At 71.6% G+C, this 26,687-nt stretch carries 26 protein-coding genes and 1 pseudogene; 11 read left to right on the top strand and 16 right to left on the bottom strand.

All coding sequences use genetic code 11. The annotated features are described in order from the left end of the window. Positions 1–2: 2 nt before the first annotated feature. From ACFVFQ_RS21760 to ACFVFQ_RS21750, 3 genes are read right to left on the bottom strand one after another with little or no spacing between them, the layout of a single operon-like run. Positions 3–908: an ABC transporter permease gene (locus tag ACFVFQ_RS21760; RefSeq protein ID WP_383418491.1), complete on the bottom strand. Its 906-nt coding sequence runs from the start codon at positions 906–908 to the stop codon at positions 3–5. Next, positions 905–1,858, bottom strand: a complete 954-nt coding sequence (locus tag ACFVFQ_RS21755) for an ABC transporter permease (RefSeq protein WP_383418489.1) — start codon at positions 1,856–1,858, stop codon at positions 905–907. The genes ACFVFQ_RS21760 and ACFVFQ_RS21755 overlap by 4 nt, the downstream gene beginning before the upstream one ends. Then, complete coding sequence (locus tag ACFVFQ_RS21750) at positions 1,855–3,486, bottom strand: ABC transporter substrate-binding protein (RefSeq protein ID WP_383418487.1); 1,632 nt, start codon at positions 3,484–3,486, stop codon at positions 1,855–1,857. The genes ACFVFQ_RS21755 and ACFVFQ_RS21750 overlap by 4 nt, the downstream gene beginning before the upstream one ends. A 131-nt stretch (positions 3,487–3,617) precedes the next feature. Here ACFVFQ_RS21750 and ACFVFQ_RS21745 point away from each other — a divergent pair, with 131 nt between their 5' ends. Next, positions 3,618–4,682, top strand: a complete 1,065-nt coding sequence (locus ACFVFQ_RS21745) for a LacI family DNA-binding transcriptional regulator (protein WP_383418485.1) — start codon at positions 3,618–3,620, stop codon at positions 4,680–4,682. Between the two features lie 42 nt (positions 4,683–4,724). Here ACFVFQ_RS21745 and ACFVFQ_RS21740 read toward each other — a convergent pair whose 3' ends face one another. Next, positions 4,725–6,359 carry an amidohydrolase gene (locus ACFVFQ_RS21740; protein WP_383418483.1) on the bottom strand — a complete coding sequence of 545 codons (1,635 nt, stop codon included), beginning with the start codon at positions 6,357–6,359 and terminating at the stop codon, positions 4,725–4,727. A gap of 146 nt (positions 6,360–6,505) precedes the next feature. Between ACFVFQ_RS21740 and ACFVFQ_RS21735 the strand changes: the two genes are divergently transcribed. Then, complete coding sequence (locus ACFVFQ_RS21735; RefSeq protein WP_383418481.1) at positions 6,506–7,216, top strand: TetR/AcrR family transcriptional regulator; 711 nt, start codon at positions 6,506–6,508, stop codon at positions 7,214–7,216. Positions 7,217–7,341: 125 nt separating this feature from the next. Here the strand turns inward: ACFVFQ_RS21735 and ACFVFQ_RS21730 are convergent, their stop codons facing one another. The 9 genes and pseudogenes from ACFVFQ_RS21730 to ACFVFQ_RS21690 form a co-directional block, all read right to left on the bottom strand. After that, the gene (locus ACFVFQ_RS21730) at positions 7,342–7,623 is read right to left on the bottom strand and encodes an RBBP9/YdeN family alpha/beta hydrolase (RefSeq protein ID WP_383418685.1); all 282 of its coding nucleotides are present in this window, start codon (positions 7,621–7,623) and stop codon (positions 7,342–7,344) included. Between the two features lie 104 nt (positions 7,624–7,727). After that, positions 7,728–8,165: pseudogene (locus ACFVFQ_RS21725) on the bottom strand (zinc-binding dehydrogenase); the annotation flags it as partial. A gap of 514 nt (positions 8,166–8,679) precedes the next feature. Further along, entirely contained in the window at positions 8,680–9,294 is a 615-nt protein-coding gene (locus tag ACFVFQ_RS21720; protein ID WP_383418479.1) for a rhomboid-like protein, read from the bottom strand. Between the two features lie 445 nt (positions 9,295–9,739). Continuing rightward, entirely contained in the window at positions 9,740–10,351 is a 612-nt protein-coding gene (locus tag ACFVFQ_RS21715) for a hypothetical protein (RefSeq protein ID WP_383418477.1), read from the bottom strand. 11 nt (positions 10,352–10,362) lie between these two features. After that, positions 10,363–11,292: a WXG100 family type VII secretion target gene (locus ACFVFQ_RS21710; RefSeq protein ID WP_383418475.1), complete on the bottom strand. Its 930-nt coding sequence runs from the start codon at positions 11,290–11,292 to the stop codon at positions 10,363–10,365. Further along, positions 11,267–11,581 (bottom strand): WXG100 family type VII secretion target, encoded by a 315-nt coding sequence (locus ACFVFQ_RS21705; RefSeq protein WP_383418473.1) that lies wholly within the window; start codon positions 11,579–11,581, stop codon positions 11,267–11,269. The genes ACFVFQ_RS21710 and ACFVFQ_RS21705 overlap by 26 nt, the downstream gene beginning before the upstream one ends. A 117-nt stretch (positions 11,582–11,698) precedes the next feature. Continuing rightward, positions 11,699–12,148 carry a hypothetical protein gene (locus ACFVFQ_RS21700; RefSeq protein WP_383418471.1) on the bottom strand — a complete coding sequence of 150 codons (450 nt, stop codon included), beginning with the start codon at positions 12,146–12,148 and terminating at the stop codon, positions 11,699–11,701. Between the two features lie 413 nt (positions 12,149–12,561). After that, positions 12,562–12,984 (bottom strand): secondary thiamine-phosphate synthase enzyme YjbQ, encoded by a 423-nt coding sequence (locus tag ACFVFQ_RS21695; protein ID WP_383418469.1) that lies wholly within the window; start codon positions 12,982–12,984, stop codon positions 12,562–12,564. Positions 12,985–13,097: 113 nt separating this feature from the next. After that, positions 13,098–13,307, bottom strand: a complete 210-nt coding sequence (locus ACFVFQ_RS21690) for a hypothetical protein (RefSeq protein WP_383418467.1) — start codon at positions 13,305–13,307, stop codon at positions 13,098–13,100. 307 nt (positions 13,308–13,614) lie between these two features. Between ACFVFQ_RS21690 and ACFVFQ_RS21685 the strand changes: the two genes are divergently transcribed. The 6 genes from ACFVFQ_RS21685 (at position 13,615) to ACFVFQ_RS21660 (ending at position 19,512) form a co-directional block, all read left to right on the top strand. Then, entirely contained in the window at positions 13,615–13,710 is a 96-nt protein-coding gene (locus ACFVFQ_RS21685) for a putative leader peptide (protein ID WP_383418465.1), read from the top strand. A gap of 292 nt (positions 13,711–14,002) precedes the next feature. Further along, positions 14,003–14,878 (top strand): ABC transporter permease, encoded by an 876-nt coding sequence (locus tag ACFVFQ_RS21680; RefSeq protein ID WP_383418463.1) that lies wholly within the window; start codon positions 14,003–14,005, stop codon positions 14,876–14,878. Then, the gene (locus ACFVFQ_RS21675; RefSeq protein ID WP_383418461.1) at positions 14,851–15,750 is read left to right on the top strand and encodes an ABC transporter ATP-binding protein; all 900 of its coding nucleotides are present in this window, start codon (positions 14,851–14,853) and stop codon (positions 15,748–15,750) included. Before ACFVFQ_RS21680 ends, ACFVFQ_RS21675 begins: the two co-directional genes overlap by 28 nt. A 142-nt stretch (positions 15,751–15,892) precedes the next feature. Next, positions 15,893–17,011 (top strand): ABC transporter substrate-binding protein, encoded by a 1,119-nt coding sequence (locus tag ACFVFQ_RS21670; RefSeq protein WP_383418459.1) that lies wholly within the window; start codon positions 15,893–15,895, stop codon positions 17,009–17,011. Position 17,012: 1 nt separating this feature from the next. Then, entirely contained in the window at positions 17,013–18,218 is a 1,206-nt protein-coding gene (locus ACFVFQ_RS21665; RefSeq protein WP_383418457.1) for an LLM class flavin-dependent oxidoreductase, read from the top strand. Positions 18,219–18,285: 67 nt separating this feature from the next. Further along, a complete protein-coding gene (locus tag ACFVFQ_RS21660) occupies positions 18,286–19,512 on the top strand; it encodes an NAD(P)-binding domain-containing protein (protein ID WP_383418455.1) in 1,227 nt (408 codons plus the stop codon). Here ACFVFQ_RS21660 and ACFVFQ_RS21655 read toward each other — a convergent pair. From ACFVFQ_RS21655 to ACFVFQ_RS21645, 3 genes are all read right to left on the bottom strand, one after another. Further along, on the bottom strand, positions 19,440–20,612 hold the full coding sequence (locus ACFVFQ_RS21655; protein WP_383418453.1) for an adenosine deaminase: 1,173 nt from the start codon (positions 20,610–20,612) through the stop codon (positions 19,440–19,442). The two genes, ACFVFQ_RS21660 and ACFVFQ_RS21655, sit on opposite strands and share 73 nt — an antisense overlap. Before the next feature lie 89 nt (positions 20,613–20,701). After that, the gene (locus ACFVFQ_RS21650; protein WP_383418451.1) at positions 20,702–21,448 is read right to left on the bottom strand and encodes a GntR family transcriptional regulator; all 747 of its coding nucleotides are present in this window, start codon (positions 21,446–21,448) and stop codon (positions 20,702–20,704) included. Positions 21,449–21,823: 375 nt separating this feature from the next. Continuing rightward, entirely contained in the window at positions 21,824–23,134 is a 1,311-nt protein-coding gene (locus ACFVFQ_RS21645) for an MFS transporter (RefSeq protein ID WP_383418449.1), read from the bottom strand. Between the two features lie 265 nt (positions 23,135–23,399). Between ACFVFQ_RS21645 and ACFVFQ_RS21640 the strand changes: the two genes are divergently transcribed. From ACFVFQ_RS21640 to ACFVFQ_RS21630, 3 genes are read left to right on the top strand one after another with little or no spacing between them, the layout of a single operon-like run. After that, positions 23,400–24,182: a (Fe-S)-binding protein gene (locus ACFVFQ_RS21640; protein WP_383418447.1), complete on the top strand. Its 783-nt coding sequence runs from the start codon at positions 23,400–23,402 to the stop codon at positions 24,180–24,182. Next, positions 24,179–25,672: a lactate utilization protein B gene (locus ACFVFQ_RS21635; RefSeq protein WP_383418446.1), complete on the top strand. Its 1,494-nt coding sequence runs from the start codon at positions 24,179–24,181 to the stop codon at positions 25,670–25,672. Before ACFVFQ_RS21640 ends, ACFVFQ_RS21635 begins: the two co-directional genes overlap by 4 nt. Next, the gene (locus ACFVFQ_RS21630) at positions 25,669–26,325 is read left to right on the top strand and encodes a lactate utilization protein C (protein WP_383418444.1); all 657 of its coding nucleotides are present in this window, start codon (positions 25,669–25,671) and stop codon (positions 26,323–26,325) included. The genes ACFVFQ_RS21635 and ACFVFQ_RS21630 overlap by 4 nt, the downstream gene beginning before the upstream one ends. Positions 26,326–26,687 lie beyond the last annotated feature (362 nt).

Raw genomic sequence — 26,687 nt, 5'->3', positions numbered from 1 at the left:
GTTCACCGCTCCCGCCGTGCGATCCGGTCGGCGAGGCCCTCACCGACGATGCCGAACGCCACCACGGCCAGCACGATGCAGGCCGAGGGCGCGAGAGCGGGCAACATCGCTCCCTGAAGGACGGCCGCCTGGCCGTCGTTGATCATCGCGCCCCAGTCGGCGGTCGGTGGCTGGACGCCGAAGCCGAGGAAGGACAGCGCCGCGAGGTCCATCAGCGCGTACCCGAAGTTCATCGCGGACTGCGCGAGCACCGTCGGCGCGATGTTGGGCAGCAGATGCCGCAGACAGATGGTCCAGCCCGACCAGCCCTGCACCCGGTAGGACTCGATGTAGGGACGCGCCTTCTCCTGCCGTGCGATCCCGCGCACCAGCCGGCCCGCGTACGGCGTGTAGGCCACGGCCATGGCGACCACGGGCGCCGTCATGCCGGAGCCGGCCACGGCGACCAGCAGGATCGCGAGGAGGAGCCCGGGGATCGCGAACACCAGGTCCATCGACCGGGACAGGAACGTGTCCGTCCAGCCACCCCGCCAGGCCGCGACCGTGCCGAGCACCGTGCCGAGGGCGGTGGAGACGGCGACGACGAGCAGCGGGCCGAGCAGCCCGGTGCGCGCGCCGTGGATGAGCCGGGAGAGGATGTCCCGCCCGGACTGGTCGGTGCCGAGCAGATGCTCGCCCGATGTCCCGGCCAGGCTGGCCGAGAGGTCGAGCGCCTCGGGATCGTACGGCGCGATGACCGGGGCGAGCGCGGCGACCAGGACGAGCACGGTCAGCACCGCGACACAGATCGCGAACAGCGGGCCCTGGCCGAACAGTTGCAGGCCGCGCAGGCCCGGCCGGCGGGACAGCGCGCGGGGCGAGCGCGCCGCGTCGGCCGCGGTTGCGGGTGCGGGTGCGGGTGAGGTCATGAGGAGCCTTCCCCCCGGAGGGACAGACGGGGGTCGATGAGCGGGACCAGCAGGTCGACGACGACGTTCACCACGGCGAAGGCCGCCACGCTGAGCAGCGTGATCGCCTGGACGACGGCGAAGTCCTTGGCGGTCACCGACTGCACGAGCAGGGATCCGAGGCCGGGGACGTTGAAGGCGGTCTCGACGATCGACGTGCTGATGAGGAGTCCGGCGAGCATCGTTCCGCCGACGGTGACGACCGGGCCGAGTGCGTTGCGCAGGACGTGCCGGCGCACCACGGTCCGCGCTGCGACGCCACGGGCCCGGGCCACCTCCACGTGTTCCCGGCCCAGTTCGTCCAGCATCGCCGAGCGGGTCACCCGCGCGAGCAGCCCCGCGAAGGTCAGCGCCAGGGCGAGCGCCGGGAGCGTCAGGTGGTACAGCCGCTCCCCCAGGCCGGTGGGCGTGCCGCCCGGGCCGGGGAACCAGCCGAGGCGTACGGAGAAGACCGACACCAGCACGATGGCACTGACGAACGCGGGCGTCGCGGTGGCCACCCCGGTAGCGATAAGCACGGCGCGGTCGAACAGCCCGGGACGCAGTGCGGCGCCGATGCCGGCGGCCACCCCGAGCAGCACCACGAGCAGCGCGGAGTACCCGATGAGGAGCAGCGTCCCCGCCATCCGGGAGCCGATGAGGGACGACACGTCCTGGTGGTACTGGGTGGAGCGGCCGAAGTCGCCCTGGAGCGCGGAGCCGAGCCACTTGACGTACTGCACGGGCAATGGGTCGTCCAGGTGGTACTGGGCGCGCAGCGCCGCCACCGCGTCCGGGGTCGCCGGACGGCCGTGCAGCAGGAAGGACACCGGGTCGCCGGGCGCGAGATGGACCGAGCCGAAGACCACGAGGGAGGTCACGAAGAGCACGGCCACCAGGCCGAGCAGCCGTCCGGTGAGGAAGCGGGTCATGGTTGCGCCGCCCCGATGGTCGCCGCCCACGGGTAGTAGAGCTGGGCGATGCCGGTCGGCGCACCGGTGATGCGGTTGCCGAGGAAGACCGAGTACGGGGCCTCGTACACCGGGATGCTCGGGAGGTCCTGCAGGGCGATCCGCTGGAGTTTGGTGGTCAGTTCGGCGCGCGTCGCCGGATCGGGTTCGGCGTTCGCCCGGTCGAAGGCGGCGTCGAACGTGGGGTTGGAGTACTTCCCGTAGTTCCCGAAGTCGCCGGTGCGCAGGTACTGGTAGAACTCCAGCGGGTCCGGGGTGTTGTCGTAGCCGTTGGTGAGCACCAGGTCGAGACCTGCGCGTGCCGACGGGTCGGTGAAGATGCTGCTGTACGCGTCCGGGGAGACGGTCTTGAGGCTGACGTCGAGGCCGATCTGCCGGCCGGCCGCCTGCACGGCATTGGCGACGACGCTGATGTCGGGAGACAGGGAGCTGGTCACCATCGTGACCTTCTTCCCGGTCGCACCGGCCTCGGCCACGAGCTTCCTCGCCGCGGCGACGTCGTACCGGGGCTCGGGAAGCGCGTCGTAGAAGTCGTGGGTCTTCTTCGGGACCAGTGCCCAGGCGCCGCGTGCCGCCGGGGCTTTGGCGGGGACGCCCACGCCGGCCGCCGCGGCTTTGATGATCGCCTTGCGGTCGAGCGCCCATGACAGGGCCCTGCGGACCCTGACGTCGCCGAGCGGGCCCCTGAAGTTGAGCACGGCGAGGTCCGAGGCCGCCGTGTTGGGTCCGAACAGGACCATCCCCTTGCCGCTGCCGCGCAGTTGGGCCAGGGACGCCGACGGCAGGAGGTAGCTGCCGTCGGCGGTTCCGGAAAGGAGCGCGTTGGTGCGCGCCGCCGGGTCCTCGATGAAGGTGAACTTCACGGACGTCGACTTGGGGACGAGCGAACGGTCCCAGTAGCGGGGGAACTTCTTCAGCGTCACACTGTCGCCCCTGGCCCACTTGTCGAGGGCGTACGGACCGGTGCAGTCGACCCCGCCCTGCGCGGTGCCGTACCTCTTGCCGGCCTTCTTCAGGTACGCGGCGCTCTCGACGGTGCCGGGCGACGCGGCCATCAGCTCGTTGAGCAGGACATCGGGCCTGGCCAGACGCAACGTCACTTCCAACGGGCCGGTCTTCTCAATGGCCTTGACGTTCTTGAACGCGGAGGCCCAGGGGGAGCCGACGGCCGGGTCCAGGTGGCGCTTCAGGGAGGCGACCACGTCGTCCGCCGTCATGGTCGTGCCGTCGTGGAACGTGACGTTCGGGCGCAGCGTGTAGACGAGCGTGCGGGGGTCGGGACGGTCGTACCTGACCGCCAGGCCGGGCTCGATCGTGTGCTCGGGGGTGACCCGCAGCAACTGCTCGCAGACGTTGGCGAGGACGGTGTTGGGCGGGTAGTCGTAGGCGAGGGCGTAGTCCAGGGTGTACGGCTCGGCGTAGAGGGCCCAAGTGACGGAGCCCAGGCCGCTCTTGGCGGGAGGCGAGGTCGGGGTGACCTCGTAGTCGGACACGGTCTGCCGGGAGGCGTTGGCGCCGGAGCAGGCGGTGGCGGCGGCCGCGAGGGCGGCGGTGCAGACGAGCGAGGTGACGGTTCTGCGCAGGCGCATGCTGACCAACCCCTTTACGGGTGTTGTGACGGGCGCTGTGGGTGGGAGCGAGTATTGATGCGGGAACGTTCCCGCACAAGGCTTTGCGGGAACGGTTTTGCCGAGGTCGCGAGGGTGGCACCATCGCCCTCATGACCGAAGCCCCACGCCAGGCAGGGCAGCCCGCGCAGGCCCGCCCGCGGGTCCGACTCGTCGACGTCGCCCGCGAGGTGGGCCTGTCGAAGACCACCGTCTCGGCCGCGCTCAACGGCACCGGACGGCTCTCCCCCGCCGTACGCGAGAAGGCGCGCGAAGCCGCGCGGACGATGGGCTACCGGCCCAACGCCACCGCGCGTCAACTGCGCGCAGGACGTGCCCGGTTGATCGGATACGTGGTCGGGGAGATGGCCCACGCCCCGTGGACGTTCCTGGAGTCTCCGTACTTCGCCCGGCTGACCGGTGCCACCGCCGCGACCGCGCTCCGGCGCGGCTATGCGGTGGTGCTGCTGCCCGCCGGGTCCTTGCAGCAGGAGTGGGCCGACCTGCCGCTCGACGCGGTGGTCGTCGCCGACCCCGTCGCGGGCGACCGGATCATCGATGACCTCCTCGCCGCCGGCATCCCGGTGTTCAGTGACCGCTCCGTCGAGGGCCGGGCGGGCGCCCACTGGGTGGACGTCGACGCGGCCGCGGCGACCCGCGAGACGCTGGACCACCTCCGCGGGGAGGGGGCCCGGCGGCCCGCGATGGTGCTGCCCGACAGCACAACCGGGTTCCATACCGGGGTACTTGCCGCGTACCGGGACTGGTGCGCCGCGCACGACCTGCCGGAGCGGATCGCCCGTGCCGCGACACCCGGGAACGGGCCGGTGGTGGCGGCGGTCGAGGCGGCACTGACCGGCCCGGCGGAGCAGGGCGGGCGCCCCGACGCCCTGTTGGTGGTTGCCGAGGCGAGCCCACCCCTCGTCCTGGAGGCGGCCCGCCGCAACGGCTACCAGGTCCCGGGCGACCTGCTCCTGGTGTGCGTGAGCGAGGACCCGGCGGCCGAGCACACCCGACCGCCGGTGACCACGCTCAGCCTGCGGCCCCAGGAGGTCGCCCGAGCCGGCACCGAACACCTCGTGAACGTCCTGGAGTTGGGCCGCACCGAGCCGTCCGGCGTGCTGGTGGCAACCCGGCTCGACGTGCGGGAATCCTCGCGGCGGGCGCGGCCCCGCTGAGCGGCGCGGCAGCCGGAGCCGTCCCGGCCGCGGTCCCACCCGTCAGACCGCGTGGACGAGCCGGCCGCCCACATACGTCCGCTCCACCCGCGCCTGCGCGATCTCCTCCGGTGGTGCCGTGAAGATGTCCCGGTCGAGGACCACCAGGTCGGCGAGGTGACCGGCGCGCAGACTGCCCGCCTCGTCCAGGCCGTTCACATGGGCGCTGCCCGCGGTGTAGGAGGCGACCGCCGTCTGGAGGTCGATCCGCTGCTCGGGCAGGAAGACCCGGTCGTCGGTGGCCTCCGGGGCCCTGCGGTTCACCGCCACATGGATGCCTTCGAGCGGTGCCGGGCTGCTCACCGGCCAGTCGCTGCCCGCCGCCAGCGTCGCGCCGGCCCGCACCAGATCGCCGAACGGGTACTGCCGGGCGGCGCGTTCGGGCCCGAGGAACGGGATGGTCAGCTCGTCCATCTGCGGCTCGTGGGCGGCCCACAGCGGCTGGATGTTGGCGATCGCGCCGAGCCGGGCGAACCGGGGGATGTCCTCGGGGTGGACGACCTGGAGATGGGCCAGATGGTGGCGGTTGCCGCGCCACCCGTTGGCGGCGAGCGCGGCCTCCACGGCGTCGAGGGCCTCGCGAACCGCGCGGTCGCCCAGCGCGTGGAAGTGAACCTGAAAGTCGAGCGCGTCGAGGCGCCCGACGTACTCCCGCAGCGCCACGGGGTCGACGAAGCTGAGGCCGGTGTTGGCGGTGGCGCAGCCGCAGCCGTCGAGGTACGGAGCGGTCATCGCGGCGGTGAAGTTCTCCGCGATACCGTCCTGCATGATCTTCACGGAGCCCGCGCGGAACCGCCCGTGGTGCAACTGTGCACGCAGGGCGACCAGTTCGCCGATCTGTTCGGCGCCGCGCTCCCGGTCCCACCACAGCGCACCGGCCACCCGGGCGGTGAGCGAACCGTCGCGGGCCGCCGCCAGGTAGGCGTCCGACGGATCGGGCTTCCCGCCGGACACCCCGAGCATCGCGTCCTGCCAGCCGGTGACACCGAGGGAGTGCAGCAGTCCCTGCGCGCGCAGCAGCCCGGCGAGGCGGTCCGCCGGGGTGCTCGGGGGCACCAGCCGGGCAACCAGGGCAGTCGCGCCCTCCTGGAGCATCCCGGTCGGCGTGCCGTCCGGGGCCCGCTCGATCCGTCCGTCGGCCGGGTCGGGGGTGTCCGCGGTGATCCCGGCCAGCTCCAGCGCGCGGGTGTTGGCCCAGGAACCGTGGTGGTCCCGGTTCGCGAGGAGCGCCGGGCGGTCCGGGACGACCGAGTCGAGCAACTGCCGGGTGGGCAGCCCGCCCTCGAAGCTCTCCAGGGACCAGCCGCCTCCGGTGATCCATGTGCGGTCGGGATGGGTCTTCGCGTACGCCCCGATCAGGTCCAGGTACTCGGCGACTCCGACCGTCCCGGTCAGGTCACACTCGGCCAACTCGACGCCGGCGTACACGGCGTGGATATGGGCGTCCTGGAACCCCGGCAGCAGGAGCTTGCCCCGCAGGTCCACGACCTCGGTGGCGGGACCGATGAGCTGGCGCACCTCGTCGTGGCCGACGGCGGCGATCCGCTCGCCGACGACGGCGAGCGAGGAGGCCCGGGTGCGGGCCGGGTCCGCGGTGAAGACGGGGCCACGGGTGAAGACCAGATCGGCTGTGGTCATGGGCTGCTCCAGAGGGCTAGGGAGAGGGGAGGTCGGCGCAAAGCGGCGGGCACGCAGGGAAGTTGGCGACCACCGGGGAGAGGCGACGGGCCTCATGGAAGGGGGAGACGGTTCGCACGTCAATGGTGTTGACGTAAGTTGGCGGCATGGCCGAACGAGTGGTTCCCGAAGGCAGGCGGCAGCGCCGCAGGCCCACCAAACAGGGCGCGGTGCTCTCCGAGCGCCTGATCGTCGAGACCGCGTTGAACCTGATCGCGCAGCACGGTGCCGAGGCGCTCTCCGTGCGGCGGCTCGGCGCCGCGCTGGGCGCCGACCCCAGCGCGCTGTACCGCTACTTCCGCAACACCGACGCCCTGTTGCTCGCCATCGCCGACGAGCTGATCGGCCGCGCCCAGCGAGGCTGGACCGCGACCGGCTACTGGCGGGCGGACCTGCGCAGCATCGGCCTGCGCATCCACGCGTCGTACCGCTCGAACCCCCGGGCCGCAGCGCTCGCGGCGCACCGGACGACCGGTCGCCCGCACGAGATCCGCGCGGTCGAGACGGTCCTGGGCGTGCTGCGGGACGCGGGCTTCCCGGACGGGCTCGCGGTGCGGATCTACCACGCCTTCGTGGATCAGGCCCTGGCCTTCGCCGCCCAGGACGCCGCGGCCCTCGCCCTGCCGCCGGCCGCCCAGGCGGCCGACTCCGAGGTCTGGCAGGAGGTGTACGGCAGGCTGACCGCCGACACCCACCCGCACATCACCGCTGTCTTCCCGCTGCTGGCCGCCGACATGCGGGGCAGCGGCTACCCTTTCGCGCTGGAACTGATGCTGGACGCGGTGGCGGCACTCAAGCCGGTGGCCGAGCGGGAGTAGGCAGGCCCGGTCTCTGTCCGGCTACGCGGTCCTACGTCAACACTATTGACTTTGAACGAGACCCCGCCCTGGCGGCGGCTTCGGCGCCGGGCGCGGGGCCCGGCCCGTAGTGGGTGAGTTCCGCGTCAGGCGGACGGGAACGACGAAGGGGGCAGCCCGAGTTCGCGGAGGAGCTCGACCGCGCGGGGCCAACGGCCGTGCCCGGCGGCGGGGTTGAGATGTCCCACCGGGCCGACGTCCACCAGGCGGCTTCCCCCGTCGCGGGCCAGCTCACCGACGCGCGGGAACGACGCCAACGGGTCGTTCGTGCTCGCCGCGACGGTGCTGGGGAAGGGCAGGCGCTGTCGCGGCACCGGCAACCAGCCGTGCCGCCGCAGCTCCTGCCGCGAGGGATACCCGTCCGGCAGTACCGCGTCGAAGTCCGGCGGAGCGACCAGCAGTGCGCCGTCGTTCCCGTGGTGCGGCCCGCTTCGAGGGCGCGGTGCACCCGTGCCGCTTCGTCCAGTGCGAAGCGCTGGTTGACCGGGACCGTGATCCGGCCGGCCGCCACATGGCCGAACAGTTCCTGGGAGAGCGCGGCCCGCCCGGCGGGCTCCGCGAGGTAGTCCGCGAGCGCGGGCCGGGTCACGAACAGCGAGCCGTGCAGGACCAGTTGCATCGCGTCCAGGGGCGGCACTCCCGAGGACGTGCCGAAGCACACGAGGAGTCCGCGGCGGCGCAGCGAGGCCATCGAAGCCTCGACGGTGCCCTTGCCCACGCTGTCGAAGACGACCGGGACGCCCTCGCCGCCGGTCACCTCACGGACCTGGTCGGCGACGTTCTCGCGCCGGTAGTTGATGACGCGGTCGCAGCCGTGCGCGAGGGCCGGCGCCGCCTTCTCCTCGGTGGAGACCGTGCCGATGACGGTGAGGCCGAGGAGCTTCGCCCACTGCGTGAGGATCAGCCCCACGCCACCGGCCGCCGCGTGCAACAGCACGGTGTCGCCGGGCTTCAACGGGTGGATGCGGCGCAGCAGGTACGCCGAGGTCAGGCCCCCGCATCGTCATGGCCGCCGCGGCGTCGAAGCCGATGGCGTCCGGCAGCTTGATCAACGAGTCGACGGGCATCACCCGCTCCGTGCTGTAGGCGCCGAGCGGGCTTCCGGTGTACGTCACCCGGTCGCCCTCGGGGTGCAGCAGCGGGTCCGACTGGCGGTGGGGCGCGTCGAGGTCGGTGGGGCGTGTCGAGGTCGGTGGGGCGCAGCACGATCCCGTTGAACTCCGTCGGACCGAGACCCAGTACCCGATCAAGATCTACAACCGTGCGGATGGTCGACGCGAGCCGGCTGGGGACGAAGTCCAGGTCGGGGTTCTACCCCTGCTGAGGGACCCGGCCGGGGCGCCAACTGTCGCTGCTCCAGGGAAAGTTAGCCTGCTGCCCACTCACCGTCCTGCCTCTCCGTATCATCACGGCCCGCACCAAGGTCAGTTGACTGCCCGCGGGCCGCGAGCGCGGAGCCAGCGGCTGCGGGCCGCCACGACGCCCAGCGCCAGCGCCACCAGGTGCCCGGCGTCGGCCAGTTCCTGGTTGATCGCCCATGCTGCGGCGAGGAAGACGGCAAGCATCGGCAGGCCGTAGCGCCGGGAGCGTCTGCTGCCCAAGAAGAGTAGACACGCGATGGTGGCCACCAGGCCGTAGCTGATTCCGACGTCCCTGGCGCGGGCGAGGGCACCCGGCAGATGCATGAGCCGCATCAGCCACATGATGCCTTCGGTGACCAGGGTCGCCGCCACGTGTCCGAAGAGAAATACGCCCATGCCGCGTGCGCTGCCCCAGCGCCACTCGGCCAGTCCGAGTGCGGCGGCCACTGCACCGATGCCGAGCAATACGGGGACACCGTCGACCACCAGGCCACTGGTGAGCACGGTCCACCACTTGCCGACTTCGAGGTGGTGCACATTGCTGCTGTTGTGGCGTACGAAGCGCGCCTGTTCGCGGAACGGCTGGAGCGCCAGCCAGGCGGCGGTGGCGAAGAGCAACAGGACGTACACCGTGGTTGCGGGCAGTCCCCGGACCATGGTCCACGACCGAAATGCCATGTGCTTCAGTGTCATCCCCCACTGCCGCGTCGAATCGCCGCCGGAATTATCCTCAAAACGACGTGAAGCCTAGCTCAAGTACCTGGTTACAGAGGCATAAGCAGCGATGCGGGCGCGCAGCAGGCCATCGGTCCCGTGGCTGTCGCCGGCCGGGCAGGCAGCGTAGGACCGGCGCCTGGGCCCGGCACGGCCTCGCCGTCGCGCCCACGGATGTGGATCCCTCCGCGCGGCTGCGCGGAACCATCGCAGACCACCGCAGACCACCGCCAGGCACTTGCCGGGGATGAACCGCCCTCGGCCTGGCGCGGTTTGCGGTCGCCGCACCTAGCGTCAGTGGCGGAGGGGGCGCGGTGTTGTGGTCGCGGTCGCTGATGCGACGAAAGCCCGCCCTATTGGAGCGGGGCGGAGCGGGGCGGAGCTCTATCTGGTCGAGATCGAGTCCACGTCAGGCAGGTCGGCGATCGCTGCCTCCCCAAACTGCTGACGATGCAGGGAACTCGGCGAGTATGTCGGCCATGGCATGCGTCAGGGCGACGACCTTCTCGTAGGGCCTCATCTCTTTGATCCACCCGATCATGTGCTTCCCGTGCAGCCGCCAACCGCACTTGGTATCTGCGGTCATGCGAACCACCCGTTCGGTGATGACCAGCTCGGCGAAGGTGGGGTCGACGGAGCACTTGACCATACGGGGTGTGCGGCCGGAGGGCAGATGAACGGGAATTCCCGCACTGGGTGGAAAGGGCTCGGTGTGGAGCACCTGGACCAGGCTGGCAATGGAGACCGCGGTGTCGGGGAGGCTGTACGGCAGGGTCAGCACCGCCACTGAGTACCTGTTGACGTCGGTGACGTAGCGGCCACCTCTACGGACGCCGGCCAGGTGGAAAAGCGTCGTGGGGTATCCGCGTGCCTGCCCTTCGAGCACATGTAGCGCGTGGTTCCGCAATGTACCGAAGGGGTAGCCAGGAAGTCCGAACTCCCGTACCCAGTCGCGGGATTCCCGTTTCCGGTAGTGATGCCAGTCAGGATCCTCGCGATATCTACTGATGCTCTTCCTCACCCGCCACATGCCTACGATTCCCCTTGCGTGTCAAACGCGCCCTGTGGATCGGTCAGCGAAGAACCCGGCTTATCAAACGGGCTCTTGTGCTTGGAGGTGATGTCGTTTTCGTTGGCGTTGGCGTCTCCGTACACCGTGCAATTGGCGGCGGCCTGTCGTCCGGGGCCGAACTCGGGCCCGCTTTCGGGGTCTCGGTGGCGTCCCCCTCCGCCGTACTTGTATCGGGTCTCGCCGCCGTGCACCGCTGCTCCGCCCGCTGCTCCGCCGCCGGCACTGGTGAGCAGGTCGGGGATGAGACTGTCGGTGGTCTTGCCGCCGAGGTGGAAGGGGATGTCGACGCCGTCAGCAGCCATCTGGCCGCCCGCGCCGGTAACGGCGCCGTTGGCCGCCTTGCCCAAGAATCCGTTGCCTGCGAGGGCATCGTGAAGCGCGCTGGGTACCTTCCCGCTGACCGCCTTGCCTGCCGCACCGCGTGCAGTGCCGACTTCGGCTGCTGCGGCTGCTGCGGCTCCTGCGGCGACCGCGTCGGAGAAGCCGGCGGTGATGAGGGTGAGACCCAGGCCCACGGCCGCGGTGACGGCGAGCTCTTCGAGGACGTGCTCGACCTGTGTGTTGGTGTCCTCGATGCGATCGGCCGCTTGATCCAACTCTTTGGCGACGCGCTCGAAGTTGGGGAGGGCATGGTCGACTTGCCGCTTGGTGTGCGTCCAGTGCTCGTGGAACGCGGTGGCAGCCCGGCCGTCCCAGTCCGCGCTGCTGAGGTCTTTCACCTGTTGGTCGAGATCACGTCCGGCTGCCTGGAGGTCGTGGGCCATCTGCCGCCAGGCTTCGGCGCACCTGCGGAGCGCTACCGGGTCGCCCCAGGCTTGAGGATGTTGAAGCTCTTTTCGATCTGCGGCTGTTGCTCGGCCATGTTCACTCCCCCCGGAGCTCGGCGGCATGTTGTGCGTCGGTGTGTTCGTAGTTCGCGGCTGTACGGTTCAGTCCGGCTGCGTAGCCGGCCAGTTGCTTGTGGAGCTGCTGAAGGCTCTTGACGGTCGACTGCGTCATCGCTACGTATTTGGCCAGTGCCTCGGTCGACTCGCTGAGGACGCCGAATGCGTCGTCGACGTTTTCCGCCTTACCGGCGAACTTGCTCACCTGCCCCTCCAGTCGACTACCGACGTGGGTGAAGTCGGCGGATAACTCACGGAGTTTGTCTGGATGGGCGGCGAAGTGGTCGTGCGCCATGTACTGCTCCCCGTAGCGCTCTCGTGATTTTCAGGCTGAACACGCTATCCGCCGGCCGGGCGGCTCCGCCGAGCTGTCGCATCAAAGACTCAACAAGACCGTTGGGAACCCTGAACATTAAGGCCAATCGTGCGGAAACGCCGCGTATGCCGGACCAAATCGGAGCAGGTAGAGGATACGGGAATTGCGCCGGCACCCTTCCCAAGCAGATCGTGGAGAAGGCGTTACGGGAGCGGTCGTTGAGGGGCCACTCCGGGTCGAGAGTTCACGGCCCAGGGCGGCGTACCGCTCGCGGAACCAGGCGGCGTCATCGGCGGCGTCGTAGAGGCCGGCCTCACGGTCGGCCCGCAGCCGCTCCCGGGTGGCGCGCACTTCCGCAATGCGCTCGTCGACGCCGTTGCCCGGGTCGTAGACGGTCTCGAAGATCATGCCGTCGCCGAACCGCTGGAGGAACCACTCCTCGACGCACTCGTCCAGCATGCGTACGCGGATGAGCGGCGCGGGGCGGCAGTTGCGGGCGCTGGGCCAGCCCTTGTTCCGGGCCGTGCAGACGTACCGCGGTGGCACGTCGGCAGCCGTCTGCTCGGGTGCCAGGCAAGGGCCTTCGGCTGTTTGCTGTATATGACGGCGAGGTGGTTGGCTGGTCCCAGTTCGCCAGCGCGGTTGAGCCGGGCGGCCTCGCTGGGTTGCCGAGCTTGGGACGGGTCATCGGGTCGGTGGCCCCCGAGACCTCCCAGTCGTCGGCCCAACCGATGATGTGCGCCCCGACGGATGCGGCGGCCGCCAGGACGTCTTCCCGTTGGCGCTCCGGGGAAGACGTGGCCGCCTTCACGCGGGAGAGCCGGCGCACGCCGAGAAGGCACTTTCCGCAACCGTCATAGGGGCGTTCGATCAACATCTGGTCCGTACCGCGCAAGGTTTCTCCGTTTCGCGCACGAAGGGTACGGAGAATGCGCGGCCACCCCCAGGATGATCTTGGGTCAGCCCAGGAAGCTCAGTCGAACCTTGCGGTTGACGTTAGAGATGTTGGTGTCGACCAAGCAGATCGATTGCCATGTGCCCAGGGCCAGGTGGCCGGCGAGGACGGGGAGGGTGGCGTGGGGTGGGACCAGGGCGGGGAGGACGTGGTCGCGGCCGTGGCCGGGGGTGCCGTGGCGGTGTTGCCAGCGGTCGTCGGCCGGGAGGAGGTCGTGGAGGGCGGAGAGGAGGTCCTCGTCGCTGCCGGCGCCGGTTTCCAGGAGGGCCACGCCCATGGTGGCGTGCGGGGTGAAGACGTTGAGCAGTCCGTCCCGGCCGTGGGCGGCGTCGCGGAGGAAGGACTCGCACTCGCGGGTCAGGTCGTAGACGGTTTCCCGTGAGCCGGTGCGGATGTCGAGCTCTCGTGTCGTGAAGTTTTCGGACATGAGGCGATCTTCTCAGGATTCCGGCGACGGGCGCTGCGGGTGGCGGGGCATACGACGACGTCGGCCTTCAGGACCGCTGACGGGTGCTGAAGGCCGACGTGTGGTGGTGTCTCTCAGCCGCCGATCGGGCCCAGCGGGATGTCCTGGACGGAGAGGCTGACGGACTTTATGGAGCCGCCGGTCAGGACGGGCACGCCGTTGGGGCCCGGGGCGAACTTGGCGGTCAGGCCGTCCAGCGAACCACTGACGGAGAGACCACCCGCGACGTTGTCGAGGTCGTCGTCGGCAATTTCGCGGGTCTCAATGCCGGGGGTGTTGCTCATGGTGGCGAGCATCCTCTTTCTGTGGTGATGGGTGGCACCGCGCAGGGTGCGCAGTGCGACGGGGACCAGATCCGTTGAGCGACCCCGTCATGGTCCAGATTGCACTGTCGCGGGGGTCGCGGGGCGTGAAACGCCAGTCTCTTCACTCGCCGTGCACATGGGGGCCTTAAGCGGAAGAGGCGCGTCACATAAGGGCGTTGACCGTGGCACGGGGCGGGCAACGGGCCGGCAATGCCGTGGAAACAAAGGTCCAGCAGGCGAGATGGGGGTTTGACCCTGCTTCGCGGACCGGGCTACGTTCGTCGGCATGTTGACGTCAGCCCTGCTCACCACGCGCGGTCACATCGACCTGCTGCGGGTGGCGTCTGCCGCGTGTCGTCACCGCGGCCACTGTTGTTGCTGACGCTCTCGGGAGAGTCCCTGGCGTTGGGGTTCCGCTCGTAGGGGTACCGCTCGGAGGCGTTCCTCTCATAGGGCTCCGCTCGTCGGGCTCCGCTCGTCGGGCTCCGCTCGTCGGGGTTTCGCTCGGGGTGCTTTCCGTTGGGATTGGTCAATTCCCGCTGGATGTCTTCCAGTTGGGGTTCCTTCGTTTGGTGTCGGGTGCGTTGGTGCCGGGCGTGATGACTGCGTGGGGGCGCGGCGTCGCGGTGCGGTGCGGCGTGGGTCCGGTGCCCGTGTGAGTGGGTGGGTTGTCGATGAGCGGTGAGGGGCAGGTCGCCGTGGCCGGGCGGGTTCCGGTCGGGGCGTCGGGGGCGTCGGGCGGTGCCGTCGAGTTGTGTCGCGTGGTGCCGGTGTCCGGGCGGCGATGGGGCGTGCCACGGTGGGTGCGGCGGGCCGTGGGGCCGGTCGGACTGGTCGTGTTGTGGCAGGCGTTGAGCTCCGGCGGGGTGCTGCCGGCCGACATGTTGGCGTCGCCGGTGGACATCGCGCGGACGGCCGGCGGGATGGTTGCGGACGGGACGCTGCCGTCGGCGATGGGGGTGTCGCTCCAACGGGTCGTTGTGGGACTGGTGTTGGGCGGGATCGCCGGGGTCGCCTTGGCGTTGGTGTCGGGGCTGTCGCGGCTGGGCGAGGACCTGGTGGACGCGACGGTGCAGATGTTGCGGTCGATTCCGTGGGTGGGGGTGATTCCGCTCTTCATCATCTGGCTGGGGATCGGGGAGGCCCCGAAGATCGCGTTGATCTCGGTCGGGGTGGCGTTCCATCTGTATCTGAACGTGTACGCCGGAATCCGGGGCGTGGATGCCCAGTTGGTGGAGGCCGGGACCTCGCTGGGGTTGGGCCGGTGGGGGCTGATCCGGCACGTGGTGCTGCCCGGGGCGTTGCCGGGCGCGATGACCGGGCTGCGGTACTCGTTGGCGACTGCCTGGCTGGCGCTGGTCTTCGGTGAACAGGTCAACGCCGACGACGGGCTGGGTTTCCTGATGAACCAGGCACGGGAGTTCTTCCGCACCGACGTGATCGTGGTCTGTCTGGTGGTCTATGCGGTCCTCGGGCTGCTCGCCGATTTCCTTGTCCGCACCCTCGAAAGGCTGTTGTTGCAGTGGCGACCGACGTTCACGGGGCAGTGAGTCCCCGCACCCCCGGCACTCGCGATACCCCCGGCACTCGCGATAACCCCGCCAGCCCCGATGCCCCCGACACCCCCGGCACCCGTGCCGAGGAGCATCGCCCAGGATCTCGTGAAATCGCGGTCCACGTACACGAGTTGGTACGGGAGTTCAGCCGGCGGCGGGTGATCGATGGGTTGGAGCTGGAGATCGGTGCTGGTGAGTTCGTGGCGCTGTTGGGGCGCAGTGGGTGCGGGAAGTCGACGTTGTTGCGGGTGTTGGCCGGGTTGGACCGGGAGATCGGGGGCGAGGTGCTGGTTCCGCGGCGCCGGGCGGTGGCGTTCCAGGCACCGCGGTTGATGCCCTGGAAGCGGGTCTGGCGGAACGTGCTGCTGGGGTTGCCTGGGAGGCACCAACGGGCGGATGCGGTACGAGCGTTGGAGGAGGTCGGGCTCGGGCGCCGGGCGGATGCCTGGCCCAAGACGCTCTCCGGGGGCGAGGCACAACGCGCCTCGCTGGCACGGGCGTTGGTGCGCGATCCCGATCTGCTGCTGCTCGACGAGCCGTTCGGGGCGCTCGACGCGCTGACCCGGATCAAGGCGCAGCGGTTGGTGGCCGAGCTGTGGCGGGAGCGGGGCTGTGCGGTGCTGCTGGTCACCCATGACGTGGAGGAGGCGCTCCTGTTGGCCGATCGCGTGCTGGTGATGGAGGAGGGCCGGATCGCGTACGAGACCGAGGTGTCGCTGCCCCGGGCGCGGGAGGTCACCGACCCGCGATTCGGTGAGCTACGCGCCCGGCTGCTCGGCCGACTGGGCGTGGCGGACGAGGACGGTGACGGGGTCGAGAGCGGGGGCGGGGCGCCGCGCGGGCCGCGGGAGCGGGCGGTCGCCTGAAGTCGCAAGCGATCAGCGGCATGGGCCCGGCCCCGACCGCGAGCACCAATGCAGCCCCACTCCCCATCCGATGCCTCCCGCACGGAACCGGCAGAACGGACCGCACCCTATGAGACCTGACACCATGAGACCTGCACCAGTCATGAGCCCCGCACCAACCACGAAATCCGCACCGACGACCAGACAGGCAAGCAGGCAGACACCCAGACAACCACCCGGCCGCCACCGACGAACTCTCGCCCTGGCCGCCCTCCCCCTGGCGCTGTTGCTGAGTGCCTGTGGGGGTGCCTCGCGCGCCGACGGGGCCGGTGGCGGGATCGGTGGGCACACCGACGGCAAGGGGGCACTGACCCTCAACGTCGGTGACCAGAAGGGGGGTTCGGAGGCGATGCTGCGGGCCGCCGGCGAGCTGGCCGACCTGCCCTACCGGATCAAGTGGTCGACCTTCACCTCGGGGCCGCCGCTGCTGGAGGCGATCAACGCCGGGGCGGTGGACGTCGGGGCGGTCGGCAACACCCCGCCGGTCTTCGCGGGCGCGGCGCACTCGAAGATCAAGGTGATCGCCGGGACGCACAGCCGGGCGGACGGCGAGGCGATTCTGGTGAAGAAGGGGTCGCCGCTGACCTCCCCGGCGCAGTTGAAGGGGAAGTCGATCGCGGTGGCGCAGGGCAGTTCCGCGCACCTCCAGTTGGTCTCGTCGCTGAAGCGGGCGGGGTTGTCCCCCGGGGACGTCACGCTCAACTACCTCCAACCGGCCGACGCGCTGGCCGCGTTCACCCGGGGGAAGGTCGATGCCTGGGCGGTGTGGGACCCGTACACCTCGCAGGCGCTGGCCCAGGCGGACGCACGGGTGCTGACGACCGGTCAGGGTCTGGTGAACGGGTTGGGTTTCCAGGTCGCGGCGCCCGCCGCGCTGGACGACAAGGCGAAGGCGGCGGCGCTGAAGGACTACACGACGCGGCTGCGGCGGGCCCAGGACTGGGTGTTCAAGCATCCGTCGGCCTGGGCCGGGGCGTGGGCGAAGGCGACCGGGCTGCCGGAGAAGGTGGCGTTGGACGCGGTCCGGCGCACCCGGGCGACGGCGGTTCCGGTCGCCGTGGACAAGGGGGCGGTCGCCTCCGAGCAGCAGATCGTGGACACCTTCGCGCAGTTGAAGCTGATCCCGCGCGCCTTCGACTTCGGGGAGTTGGTCGATCCCCGGTTCAACGGCGGTCTGCCGCCTTCGGATACGGCGCCGCGTAGCTATGGAAAGGCCCAGTGATATGTCCGTACACCTGCATTGGTTCCTGCCGACCGGCGGCGACGGGCGGACGCTCGTCGACCGGCACGCGTACACCGACGGGGGCATCCGGCGGGACCGGATCACCCCGGTGAGCGGGGTACGCGCCCCGGACGTGGAGTATCTGGCGCAGATCGCCAAGGCCGCCGAGCAGTTGGGGTTCGAGGCGGTGCTCACGCCGACCGGGACGTGGTGCGAGGATGCCTGGCTGACGACGATGGCGCTGTCGCAGGTCACCGAGCGGCTGAAGTTCCTGGTGGCCTTTCGGCCGGGGGTGATCTCGCCGGTGTTGGCCGCGCAGATGGCGGCCACGTTCCAACGGGTCTCCCGGGGGCGGCTGTTGCTGAACGTGGTGACCGGCGGGGACTCCACCGAGCAGCGGCGGTTCGGGGACCGCCTCGACCACGATCAACGGTACGCCAGGACCGACGAGTTCCTCCAGGTCGTGCGGGGGGTGTGGGGCGGGGCGCCGTTCGACTTCCGGGGCGAGCACTACCAGGTCGAGGGCGGTCTGACGGCACTGCCGCCGGACCCGCTGCCGGAGATCTTCTTCGGGGGGTCCTCGCCGGCGGCCGGGCCGGTGGCCGCGCGGAACGTCGATGTCTATCTGACCTGGGGCGAACCGCCGGAGCAGGTGCGGCAGAAGGTCGAGTGGATCCGCGGGCTGGCGGAGCAGGAGGGACGGACGGTCCGGTTCGGTATCCGACTGCACACCATCGCGCGGGACTCGGCGAAGGAGGCGTGGGCGACGGCGAACCGGCTGCTGGACGACCTCGATCCGGAGACCGTCGCGGCCGCCCAACAGGCCCTGGGCAAGAGCGAGTCGGTGGGGCAGCAGCGGATGCTGGCGCTGCACGGCGGCTCGCGGGACAAGCTGGAGATCTCGCCGAACCTGTGGGCGGGGGTGGGGTTGGTGCGCGGTGGCGCCGGCACCGCGCTGGTCGGCAGTCACGCCGAGGTGGCGGACCGGATCGAGGAGTACCACGCGCTGGGCATCGAGCACTTCGTGCTGTCCGGGTACCCGCACCTGGAGGAGGCGTACTGGTTCGGGGAGGGGGTCCGGCCGGAGCTCGCCGCGCGCGGGCTGCTGGACGCCGGGCCGTCGCCGTTGGCCGGGGTGCCGGCGGTGAACGGGCGGCCGGCGTCGGCGCCGGGCGGTGCGCCGCTGCTGGTGTCGGGCGGGCGCTGACCGGGCGCCCGCGCGGGCGGTGGGGCCGGGCGGGAAGATCCCGGCCCCACCGCGAGTTAGTAGAAACATGAACTACACCGGGGTGCGCGAGGTCGAGGTCGTGGTGATCGGCGCCGGACAGGCCGGGCTGGCGGCCGCCTTCCACCTGCGACGCAGCGGCTACCGCCCGGACCGGGACTTCGTGGTGCTCGACCACTCCCCCCGGCCGGGCGGCGCCTGGCAGTTCCGCTGGCCCACCCTCACCTACGACACGGTGCACGGCATGCACGCGCTGCCCGGCATGGCGCTGACCGACGCCGATCCGGCGCGGCCGTCGGCCGAGGTGATCGGCGGGTACTTCGCGGCGTACGAGGGGCGGTTCGGGCTGCGGGTGCACCGGCCGGTGAGCGTCACCGCGGTGCGGGACGCCGGTGACGGGCGGCTGCGGGTGGAGACCTCGCGGGGGACGTACGCGGCGCGGGCCGTGATCAACGCGACGGGGACCTGGGACCGGCCGTTCTGGCCGCGGTTCCCGGGCCAGGAGGGCTTTCGCGGGCGGCAGTTGCACAGCGCGCAGTACCGCGGCCCTGAGGGGTTCCGCGACGCCCGGGTGGTGGTGGTCGGGGGCGGCACCTCCGCCGTCCAGCAGTTGATCGAGATCGCGCCGGTCGCGGCGGCGACGACCTGGGTGACCCGGCGGGAGCCGGTGTTCCGCAGCGGGCCGTTCGGTCCCAACGAGGGGCGGGCCGCGGTGGCGCTGGTCGAGGAGCGGGTCCGGCAGGGGCTGCCGCCGCGCAGCGTGGTGAGCGTGACCGGGCTGGCGATGACCGAGACGGTCCGGCGGGCCCGGGAGAGCGGCGTGCTGGACCGGCTGCCGCTCTTCGCGCGGATCACCCCCGAGGGGGTGGCCTGGGACGACGGCCGCACCGTCGAGGCCGATGTGCTGCTCTACGCCACCGGCTTCCGGGCCGCCATCGACCACCTGGCGCCGCTGCGGCTGCGCGAGGCGGGCGGCGGCATCCGGATGGCCGGGACGCGGGCGGAGCGCGACCCCCGCGTGCACCTCGTCGGCTACGGGCCCTCGGCCAGCACCATCGGCGCCAACCGGGCGGGGCGAGCCGCGGTCCGGGAGATCCGGCGGCTGCTGGCGGGGGCCGCGCCGCCGGGGTCCGGGCAGGGGAGTTGGGCCCTGGAGGGCCCCGGTCCCGGCCCGGTCCACGCGCTCTTGGGAGGCGGCGCCGGCTACGCGGCGGGGGCGGCGGCCGACTCCCCCACCGGGACGCGGCTGAGCTCGGCCGCCCGCAGCTGGGCGTAGCCGGGGCGGATCACCTCGTTGATCAGGGCGGTGCGCTCGTCGAAGGGGAGGAACGCGGCCTTGGCCGCGTTGAGCGTGAACTCCTCCAGCTCGGCGGCGCGGTAGCCGAAGGTCTCCTGGAGGTGCTGGAACTCCCGCGTCATGGTGGTGCCGCTGACCAGGCGGTTGTCGGTGTTGAGGCAGACCCGGAAGCCGAGTCGGCGGAGCAGGTCGATGGGGTGCTCGGGGTAGCTGGCGGCGGCACCGGTCTGGAGGTTGGAGGTCGGGCAGACCTCCAGCGCGATCCGCTGGTCGCGGACGTAGGAGGCGAGGCGTCCGAGGGCGACATTGCCGTCGGCGTCGATCGCGATGTCGTCGGTGATCCGGACCCCGTGGCCGATGCGGTGGGCACCGCAGCGCAGCACCGCCTCGCGGATGGACTGGGCGCCGACCGCCTCGCCGGCGTGGATGGTCACCCGGGCGCCCTGGCTGCGGAGGTAGTCGAAGGCTTCGGCGTGCCGGGCGGCGGGGTTGCCGATCTCGCCGCCGGCGATGTCGAAGCCGGCCACCCCGCGGTCGCGGTGGGCGACGGCGAGTTCGGCGATCTCCCGCGCGCGGTCGGCGTGCCGCATCGCGCACAGCAGCGCCCCGACGCGGATGCGCCGGCCGGTCGCCGCGACGCGCCGCTCGCCCTCCCGGAAGCCGGCGTTGACCGCCTCGACGACCTCGTCGAGGGTCAGGCCGCCGGTGAGGTGCTGCTCGGGGGCGTACCGGACCTCGGCATAAACCACGCCGTCGGCGGCCAGGTCCTCGGCGCACTCCGCCGCGATCCGGTACAGCGCCTCGGCGGTCTGCATCACGGCGCAGGTGTGCGCGAACGTCTCCAAGTACCGCTCCAGGGAACCGGAGTCGGCGGCGTCCCGGAACCAGGCCGCCAGTTCGACCGGATCGGTGGTCGGCAGCGCCTGGTAGCCGATGGCGGCTGCCAACTCGATGATCGTCTCCGGGCGCAGGCCACCATCGAGGTGGTCGTGGAGCAGCACCTTGGGGGCGCGGCGGATCCGCTCCGGGTCGAGCACATCGGCGGGCTGCGGGGCAAGCAACTTGTCAGACAACGTCATGGGGCGCGAGTATGACACGTCCCGCCGCCACCGGGCGACCGGGTATCGGCGAAGGACGGGCCGGGGCGCGCGTCGGGCGATGTGGGACGTCAGCGCGCCTGCCACACCGGGAGCGCGGGGGCGCCCGGCGGCAGCATGTGCTTGGCGGCCAGCAACGGGGTGCGATCGAGCCGTACGACCTGGGTGACCAGGACGCCGGGGGTGTCCGCGGGGCGGCCCAACTGGGCGCCGCGCTGCCGGCCGAGGGTGGTGGCCACGATGGTGCTGCCGCCGGTCAGCGGCAGCCCCCGCCCGGCGTCCAGCAGCAGCCGCAGCATCGACGACGTCCGCGCGCCGGCCCCGTCGAACGCCGCGACGGCGTCCGGCAGCAGCTCCGCGACGGTCTCGTCCGCGGCCCACTCCTGGGTCAGACAGGCCGGCACGCCGTCGACCTCGATCACGCTCTCCCAGAAGCGCACCTCGCCGTGGGCCGGCAGGACCAGGTGCTGGGTGGAGAAGTCGGTGGGCTCCTCGCGGGTCCGGGCCAGCGGCACGGTCGCGGTCTGCCGCCCCTCCCCCAGGAGTTGCTCCACCGGCTTGAGGAACTCGAAGCCGCGCGGCGGCAGATGGCGGCTGACCGTGCGGCCCACCCCGCGCCGCACCGTGATCACGCCGTCCTCCTGGAGCAGGATCAGCGCCTCGCGCAACGCGGGCCGGCCGACGCCCAGTTCGGCGGCGAGCCGGGGCTCGGTGGGCAGGGTGGAGCCGGGCGGGTAGGTGCCGGCGCGGATGGCCTCGACCATCCGCTCGTAGAGCGCGACGACGGGGCGTCGCCGCTGGGGTTGTCCGGCAGCCATATCCCTCTCCCGAGTCCGTTGTCGGACCAGCCCACAGGCCGTCCGTGTGCGCCGCGCCGCGCGGCTTTGGCCCGTACCGCGGGAGGAGTTTCCCATCGATCGGCGCCCTGGCGGTGCCCGCCGGGGCGCGAGCCGGCATCCGCGACCCCTGCGCAACGCTTCTTGTCTGACAAGAACCACTTCATGAGGAGACACAGCCAGATGAACATCGTCACCAACCCGCTTGCCGGCACCCTCCACTTCGTGGGTTGGCTCGTCTGACGGATTGGCAGCACGACAGGGCGCCGCTCCTCCTCGTCCCGGGGGGAGCGGCGCCCTCCGCGTGCGCCGGCCGCGTGCGACGGGCGCGTGCAACGACCGTGTGGGGCGGCCCCTTTAGCGCTCCAGCGGTCGCCGCGCGGTCTCCGGGAGCGTCAGGTAGACGACGAAGGAGACCAGGCAGAGCGCCGAGACGTACCAGGGGAAGAGGTCCGGGTGGCCGGCCTGCTTGAACCACGTGCCGACGTAGGGGGCGGTGCCGCCGAAGAGGGCGACGGTGGCGGAGTACGGGAAGCCGATGCCGGCGGCGCGCACCCGGGCCGGGAAGATCTCGGCGTTCACCGCGGCGGCGACCGCGGTGTAGCCGGTGAGCAACACCATGCCGACGCACTGCACCAGCAGCAGGGAGGCGAACGCGTCGGTGACCAGGTGGAGCAGCGGCACCGCCAGCACGGCGAAGCCCAGCGCGAAGGTGAGCAGCAGCGGCTTGCGTCCGATGCGGTCGGAGAGCAGGCCGCCGAGCGGTTGCAGCACCGCGAAGAAGGCCAGCGACAGGGTGCCGACCAGGAGCGCGTCGCCCTTGTCGAAACCGGCGTTGACCTGGGCGTAGGTGGGGAGGTAGGTGGTCCAGGTGTAGTAGGCGAGGGTGCCGCCGGCGGTGATGCCGCAGATCAGCAGCGACTGCCGGGGGTAGCGGCGCAGCGCCTCGAAGAGGCCGGGGCGCTCGGCCGGTTCCCCGTCCCGGACGGGGGCGAGGGTCTCCTGGGCGCCGCGCCGGATCCACAGCCCGAGCAGGCTCAGCAGGGCGCCGCCGAGGAAGGCGATCCGCCAGCCCCAGCGGCCCATTTGGTCGTCGGTGAGCAGCGCGGCGAGCAGTGCCCCGATGCCGGAGGCGAGCAGTTGGCCGATGGTGGTGGAGATGTACTGGAAGCTGGAGAACAGGCCGCGCCGGCCCGGCCCGGCGGACTCGACCAGGAACGTGGTGGAGGCCGCGAACTCGCCGCCCACCGACAGCCCTTGGACCAGCCGCGCGAGGACCAGCACGACCGGGGCGAGCAGTCCGGCCGCCGCGTAGGTCGGGGTGAGCGCGACCAGCAGGCTGCCGCCGCCCATCAGCAGGATGGTGACGGTCAGGGCGGTGCGCCGGCCGCGCCGGTCGGCGACCGCGCCCATCAGCAGCCCGCCGACCGGACGCATGAAGAAGCCGACGGCGAAGACCGCGAAGGTGGACAGCAGCGGCACCAGGGAGTTGCCGGCGCCCTTGGGGAAGACCTGGTCGGCGAAGTAGACCGCCAGGAAGGAGTAGGCGTACCAGTCGTACCACTCCACGGCGTTGCCGATGGAGGCGGCGGCCAACTGCCGTGTGCGCGACGGTGGGCGAGCACCGTCGGGCACCCGGTCCTCGGCTATGGGCTGTGCGTTCGACATGGTCCGTGGACTCCCCGTTCCTTGTTCCTTCTCCTCGGCCCCCTACTGGGGCAGGATGACCCGACAGGTGATCATGTACCGGTGAGGCGGGTGTACGCCAGGGGTGCGACGGTGACGTCGCCGCCGTCACGCCGTGGCAAGGCGCCGGCAACGTGCGGCAATGCGGCGGCAACACCCGGCCCGCGCCACCCCGGGCCGGCCCGCCGCGACCCGGTACCGGCCGACCGCCGGCGGGATGGCCGGGAGGAGAGCGAGGAGGCACACCGTGCGGGTAGCACTGTTCGTCACCTGCGTCAACGACACGCTCCGACCACGGACCGGGCAGGCGGTGGTGACCCTGCTGGAGCGGCTGGGCGTCGAGGTCGACTTCCCCGATACGCAGAGCTGTTGCGGCCAGCCGCAGTTCAACACCGGCTACCGGCACGCCACCGAGCCGCTGGTACACCGCTTCGACCGGGCCTTCGCCGACTACGCGTACGTGGTGACCCCGTCCGGGTCCTGTGCGGCGATGGTGCGGGACAACTACCCGCGGATCGGGGCGCGGGCCGCGGCCGAGGGGCGCGGCCGGGAGCTGGCCGGGGCCGCGGCGCGGGCGGTGCCCAAGACCTTCGAGCTGACGGAGTTCCTGGTGGACGTGCTGGGGGTGACCGACGTCGGCGCGTACTACCCGCACACCGTCACCTACCACCCGACCTGCCACGGGCTGCGGTTGCTGGGGCTCGGCGACCGGCCGCGGCGGCTGCTGGAGCGGGTGCGGGGGCTGACGCTCAGGGAGTTGCCGGGCGCCGAGGAGTGCTGCGGTTTCGGCGGGACGTTCGCCGTGAAGAACCCGGCGGTGTCGGCCGCGATGGGCGCCGACAAGATCCGGGCGGTCACCGGGACCGGCGCGGAGGCGATGTGCACGGTGGACAACTCCTGTCTGCTGCACATCGGCGGCATGCTCACCCGGCAGGGCTCGCCGGTCCGCCCGGTGCACCTGGCGGAGATCCTGGCCAGTACCGAGGCCGATGCCCAGCCGGGCGAGGCCACGGCGGGGGGTGCCCGATGAGCCGCAACTTCCTCGGCATGCCGGCGTTCCCGCGGGCCGCGGCGGTCTCCACCCGGGACACCCGGCTGCGGGCCAACCTCACCCACGCCACCCACACCATCCGCGACAAACGGGCCGGTGCGGTGGCCGAGTTGGACGACTGGGCACAGTTGCGGGCCGCGGGCGCCGCGATCAAGGACCGCACGCTCCGCCATCTCGACCACTATCTGGAGCGGTTGGAGGAGTCGGTGACGGCCGCCGGCGGCCGGGTGCACTGGGCGGCGGACGCCGACGAGGCCAACCGGATCGTCACCCGGCTGGTCCGGGAGACCGGTGAGCGCGAGGTCGTCAAGGTCAAGTCGATGGCGACGCAGGAGATCGGGCTCAACGAGGCGCTGGCCGAGGCCGGTATCCGGGCCTACGAGACGGATCTGGCGGAGCTGATCGTGCAGCTCGGCGACGACCTGCCGTCGCACATCCTGGTGCCGGCGATCCACCGCAACCGCGGGGAGATCCGCGACATCTTCCGGCGGGAGATGGGCAGTTGGGGCCGCCCGGCGCCCGAGGGGCTGTCCGACTCCCCTGCCGAACTGGCGGAGGCGGCCCGGCTGCATCTGCGCGAGAAGTTCCTCACCGCCAAGGTGGGGATCTCCGGCGCCAACTTCATGGTCGCCGAGAGCGGCACGCTGGTGGTCGTGGAGTCCGAGGGCAACGGCCGGATGTGCCTGACCCTGCCCAAGACCCTGATCTCCGTCGTCGGCATCGAGAAGTTGGTACCGACCTGGCAGGACCTGGAGGTCTTCCTCCAACTGCTGCCGCGTTCGTCCACCGCGGAGCGGATGAACCCCTACACCACCACCTGGACCGGGACCACGGACGGCGACGGGCCGCGGACCTTCCACCTCGTGCTGCTCGACAACGGGCGGACCGACACCCTGGCGGACACCGTGGGCCGGCAGGCGCTGCGCTGCATCCGCTGCTCGGCCTGCCTGAACGTCTGCCCGGTGTACGAACGGGCCGGCGGCCACGCGTACGGCTCCCCCTACCCGGGGCCGATCGGCGCCATCCTCACTCCCCAACTCCGGGGCATGGCAGGCCCGCTGGAGCAGTCACTGCCGTACGCCTCTTCACTCTGCGGGGCGTGCTACGAGGTGTGCCCGGTGGCCATCGACATCCCCGAGGTGCTGGTGCATCTGCGGGAGCGGGTGGTGGAGGGCGGTCCGGTCACCCGGCGCGGGGCCCGGGTCGTGCTCAAGCCGGCGAAGGGGCATGCCGCGGAGCGGGCCGCGATGCGGGCCGCGGCCTGGGCGTTCGACCACCCGGGGGCGCTGCGCGGCGGGATGCGGCTGGCTGCGCGGACCCGGCGGCTGCATCCCGGGCGACTGCCGGGTCCGGGCCGGGCCTGGTCCGACACCCGCGCGCTGCCGGCGGTGCCCGCAGAGTCGTTCCGCGACTGGTGGCAACGCACCCGGGGCGGGGCCGACGGGTCGAGGCGAGGAGGCGTCAAGTGAGCAGCAGGGACGTGGTGTTGGCGCGGGTGCGACGGGCACTGGCCGATGTGCCGCGGGGCGAGGGACCCTACGACCCGCCGGTCCCCCGCGACTACCACCGGGTGCACGGAGCGCGGACGACCGAGGAGACCGTCGAACTGCTCGCGGAGCATCTGGCGGACTACCGGGCGGTGGTGCACCGCTGCTCCGCCGACGACCTGCCGGCGCTGATCGGCCGACTGCTGGCGGAGCGCGGGGCGCGAACAGTGGTGGTACCGCCGGGGCTGGACCCGCGGTGGCTGTCCGCCACCGAGGCCGCCCAGGTCCCGGACCGGGCCGCGGACACCGCGCGCGAACTGGACGCCGTGGACAGCGTGGTGACCGGGTGCGCGCTGGCCATCGCCGAGACCGGCACGCTGGTACTGGACGGCGGCCCCGATCAGGGCCGGCGCCGGATCACTCTCGTCCCCGACCACCACATCTGCGTGGTGCGCGTGCCGGACCAGGTGGTCGGCTCGGTCCCGGAAGCGCTGCCACGGCTCTCCCCGGCGCGCCCGCTGACCTGGATCTCCGGCCCGTCCGCCACCAGCGACATCGAACTGGACCGGGTGGAGGGGGTGCATGGGCCGCGGACGCTAGAGGTAATCACTGCGTTTGGCCTGCCCCCCACGTAGTTGGCTTTCCCGCCGTGCGGGTTGCTGTTGTTTGCGCCTGCGGCGCCGGGCCGCTGCGCGGGGCTGTCGGGGTGCGGTGACGGGCCTCCGGGGCGGGTGTGCCAGACTGCTTCGCTTTACGTCTGGCACACCCGCCCCTCCGACCCGTCCCCTCCCGTTGAGTGGGTGGAAAAACAGGTGAGTGGGGGCTAACCATCGTGGTCCCCTGACGGTCACCACTCAGTCCAGAGGCTTGAGTTGACCCACCGGCAGGACATGGCCCCCACCGTTTTTACCCACCCCTCCACGGGAGGGGACGGGCCGGAGGGGCAGGGTGTTCGGACGTAAAGCGAAGCAGTCCGAACACCCTGCCCCGCAGGACC

Source organism: Streptomyces sp. NPDC057743 (assembly GCF_042798755.1).
Classification (GTDB): domain Bacteria; phylum Actinomycetota; class Actinomycetes; order Streptomycetales; family Streptomycetaceae; genus Streptomyces.
The sequence above is the reverse complement of the archived record's forward strand: the minus strand, read 5'-3'. Positions and strand labels throughout refer to the sequence as shown.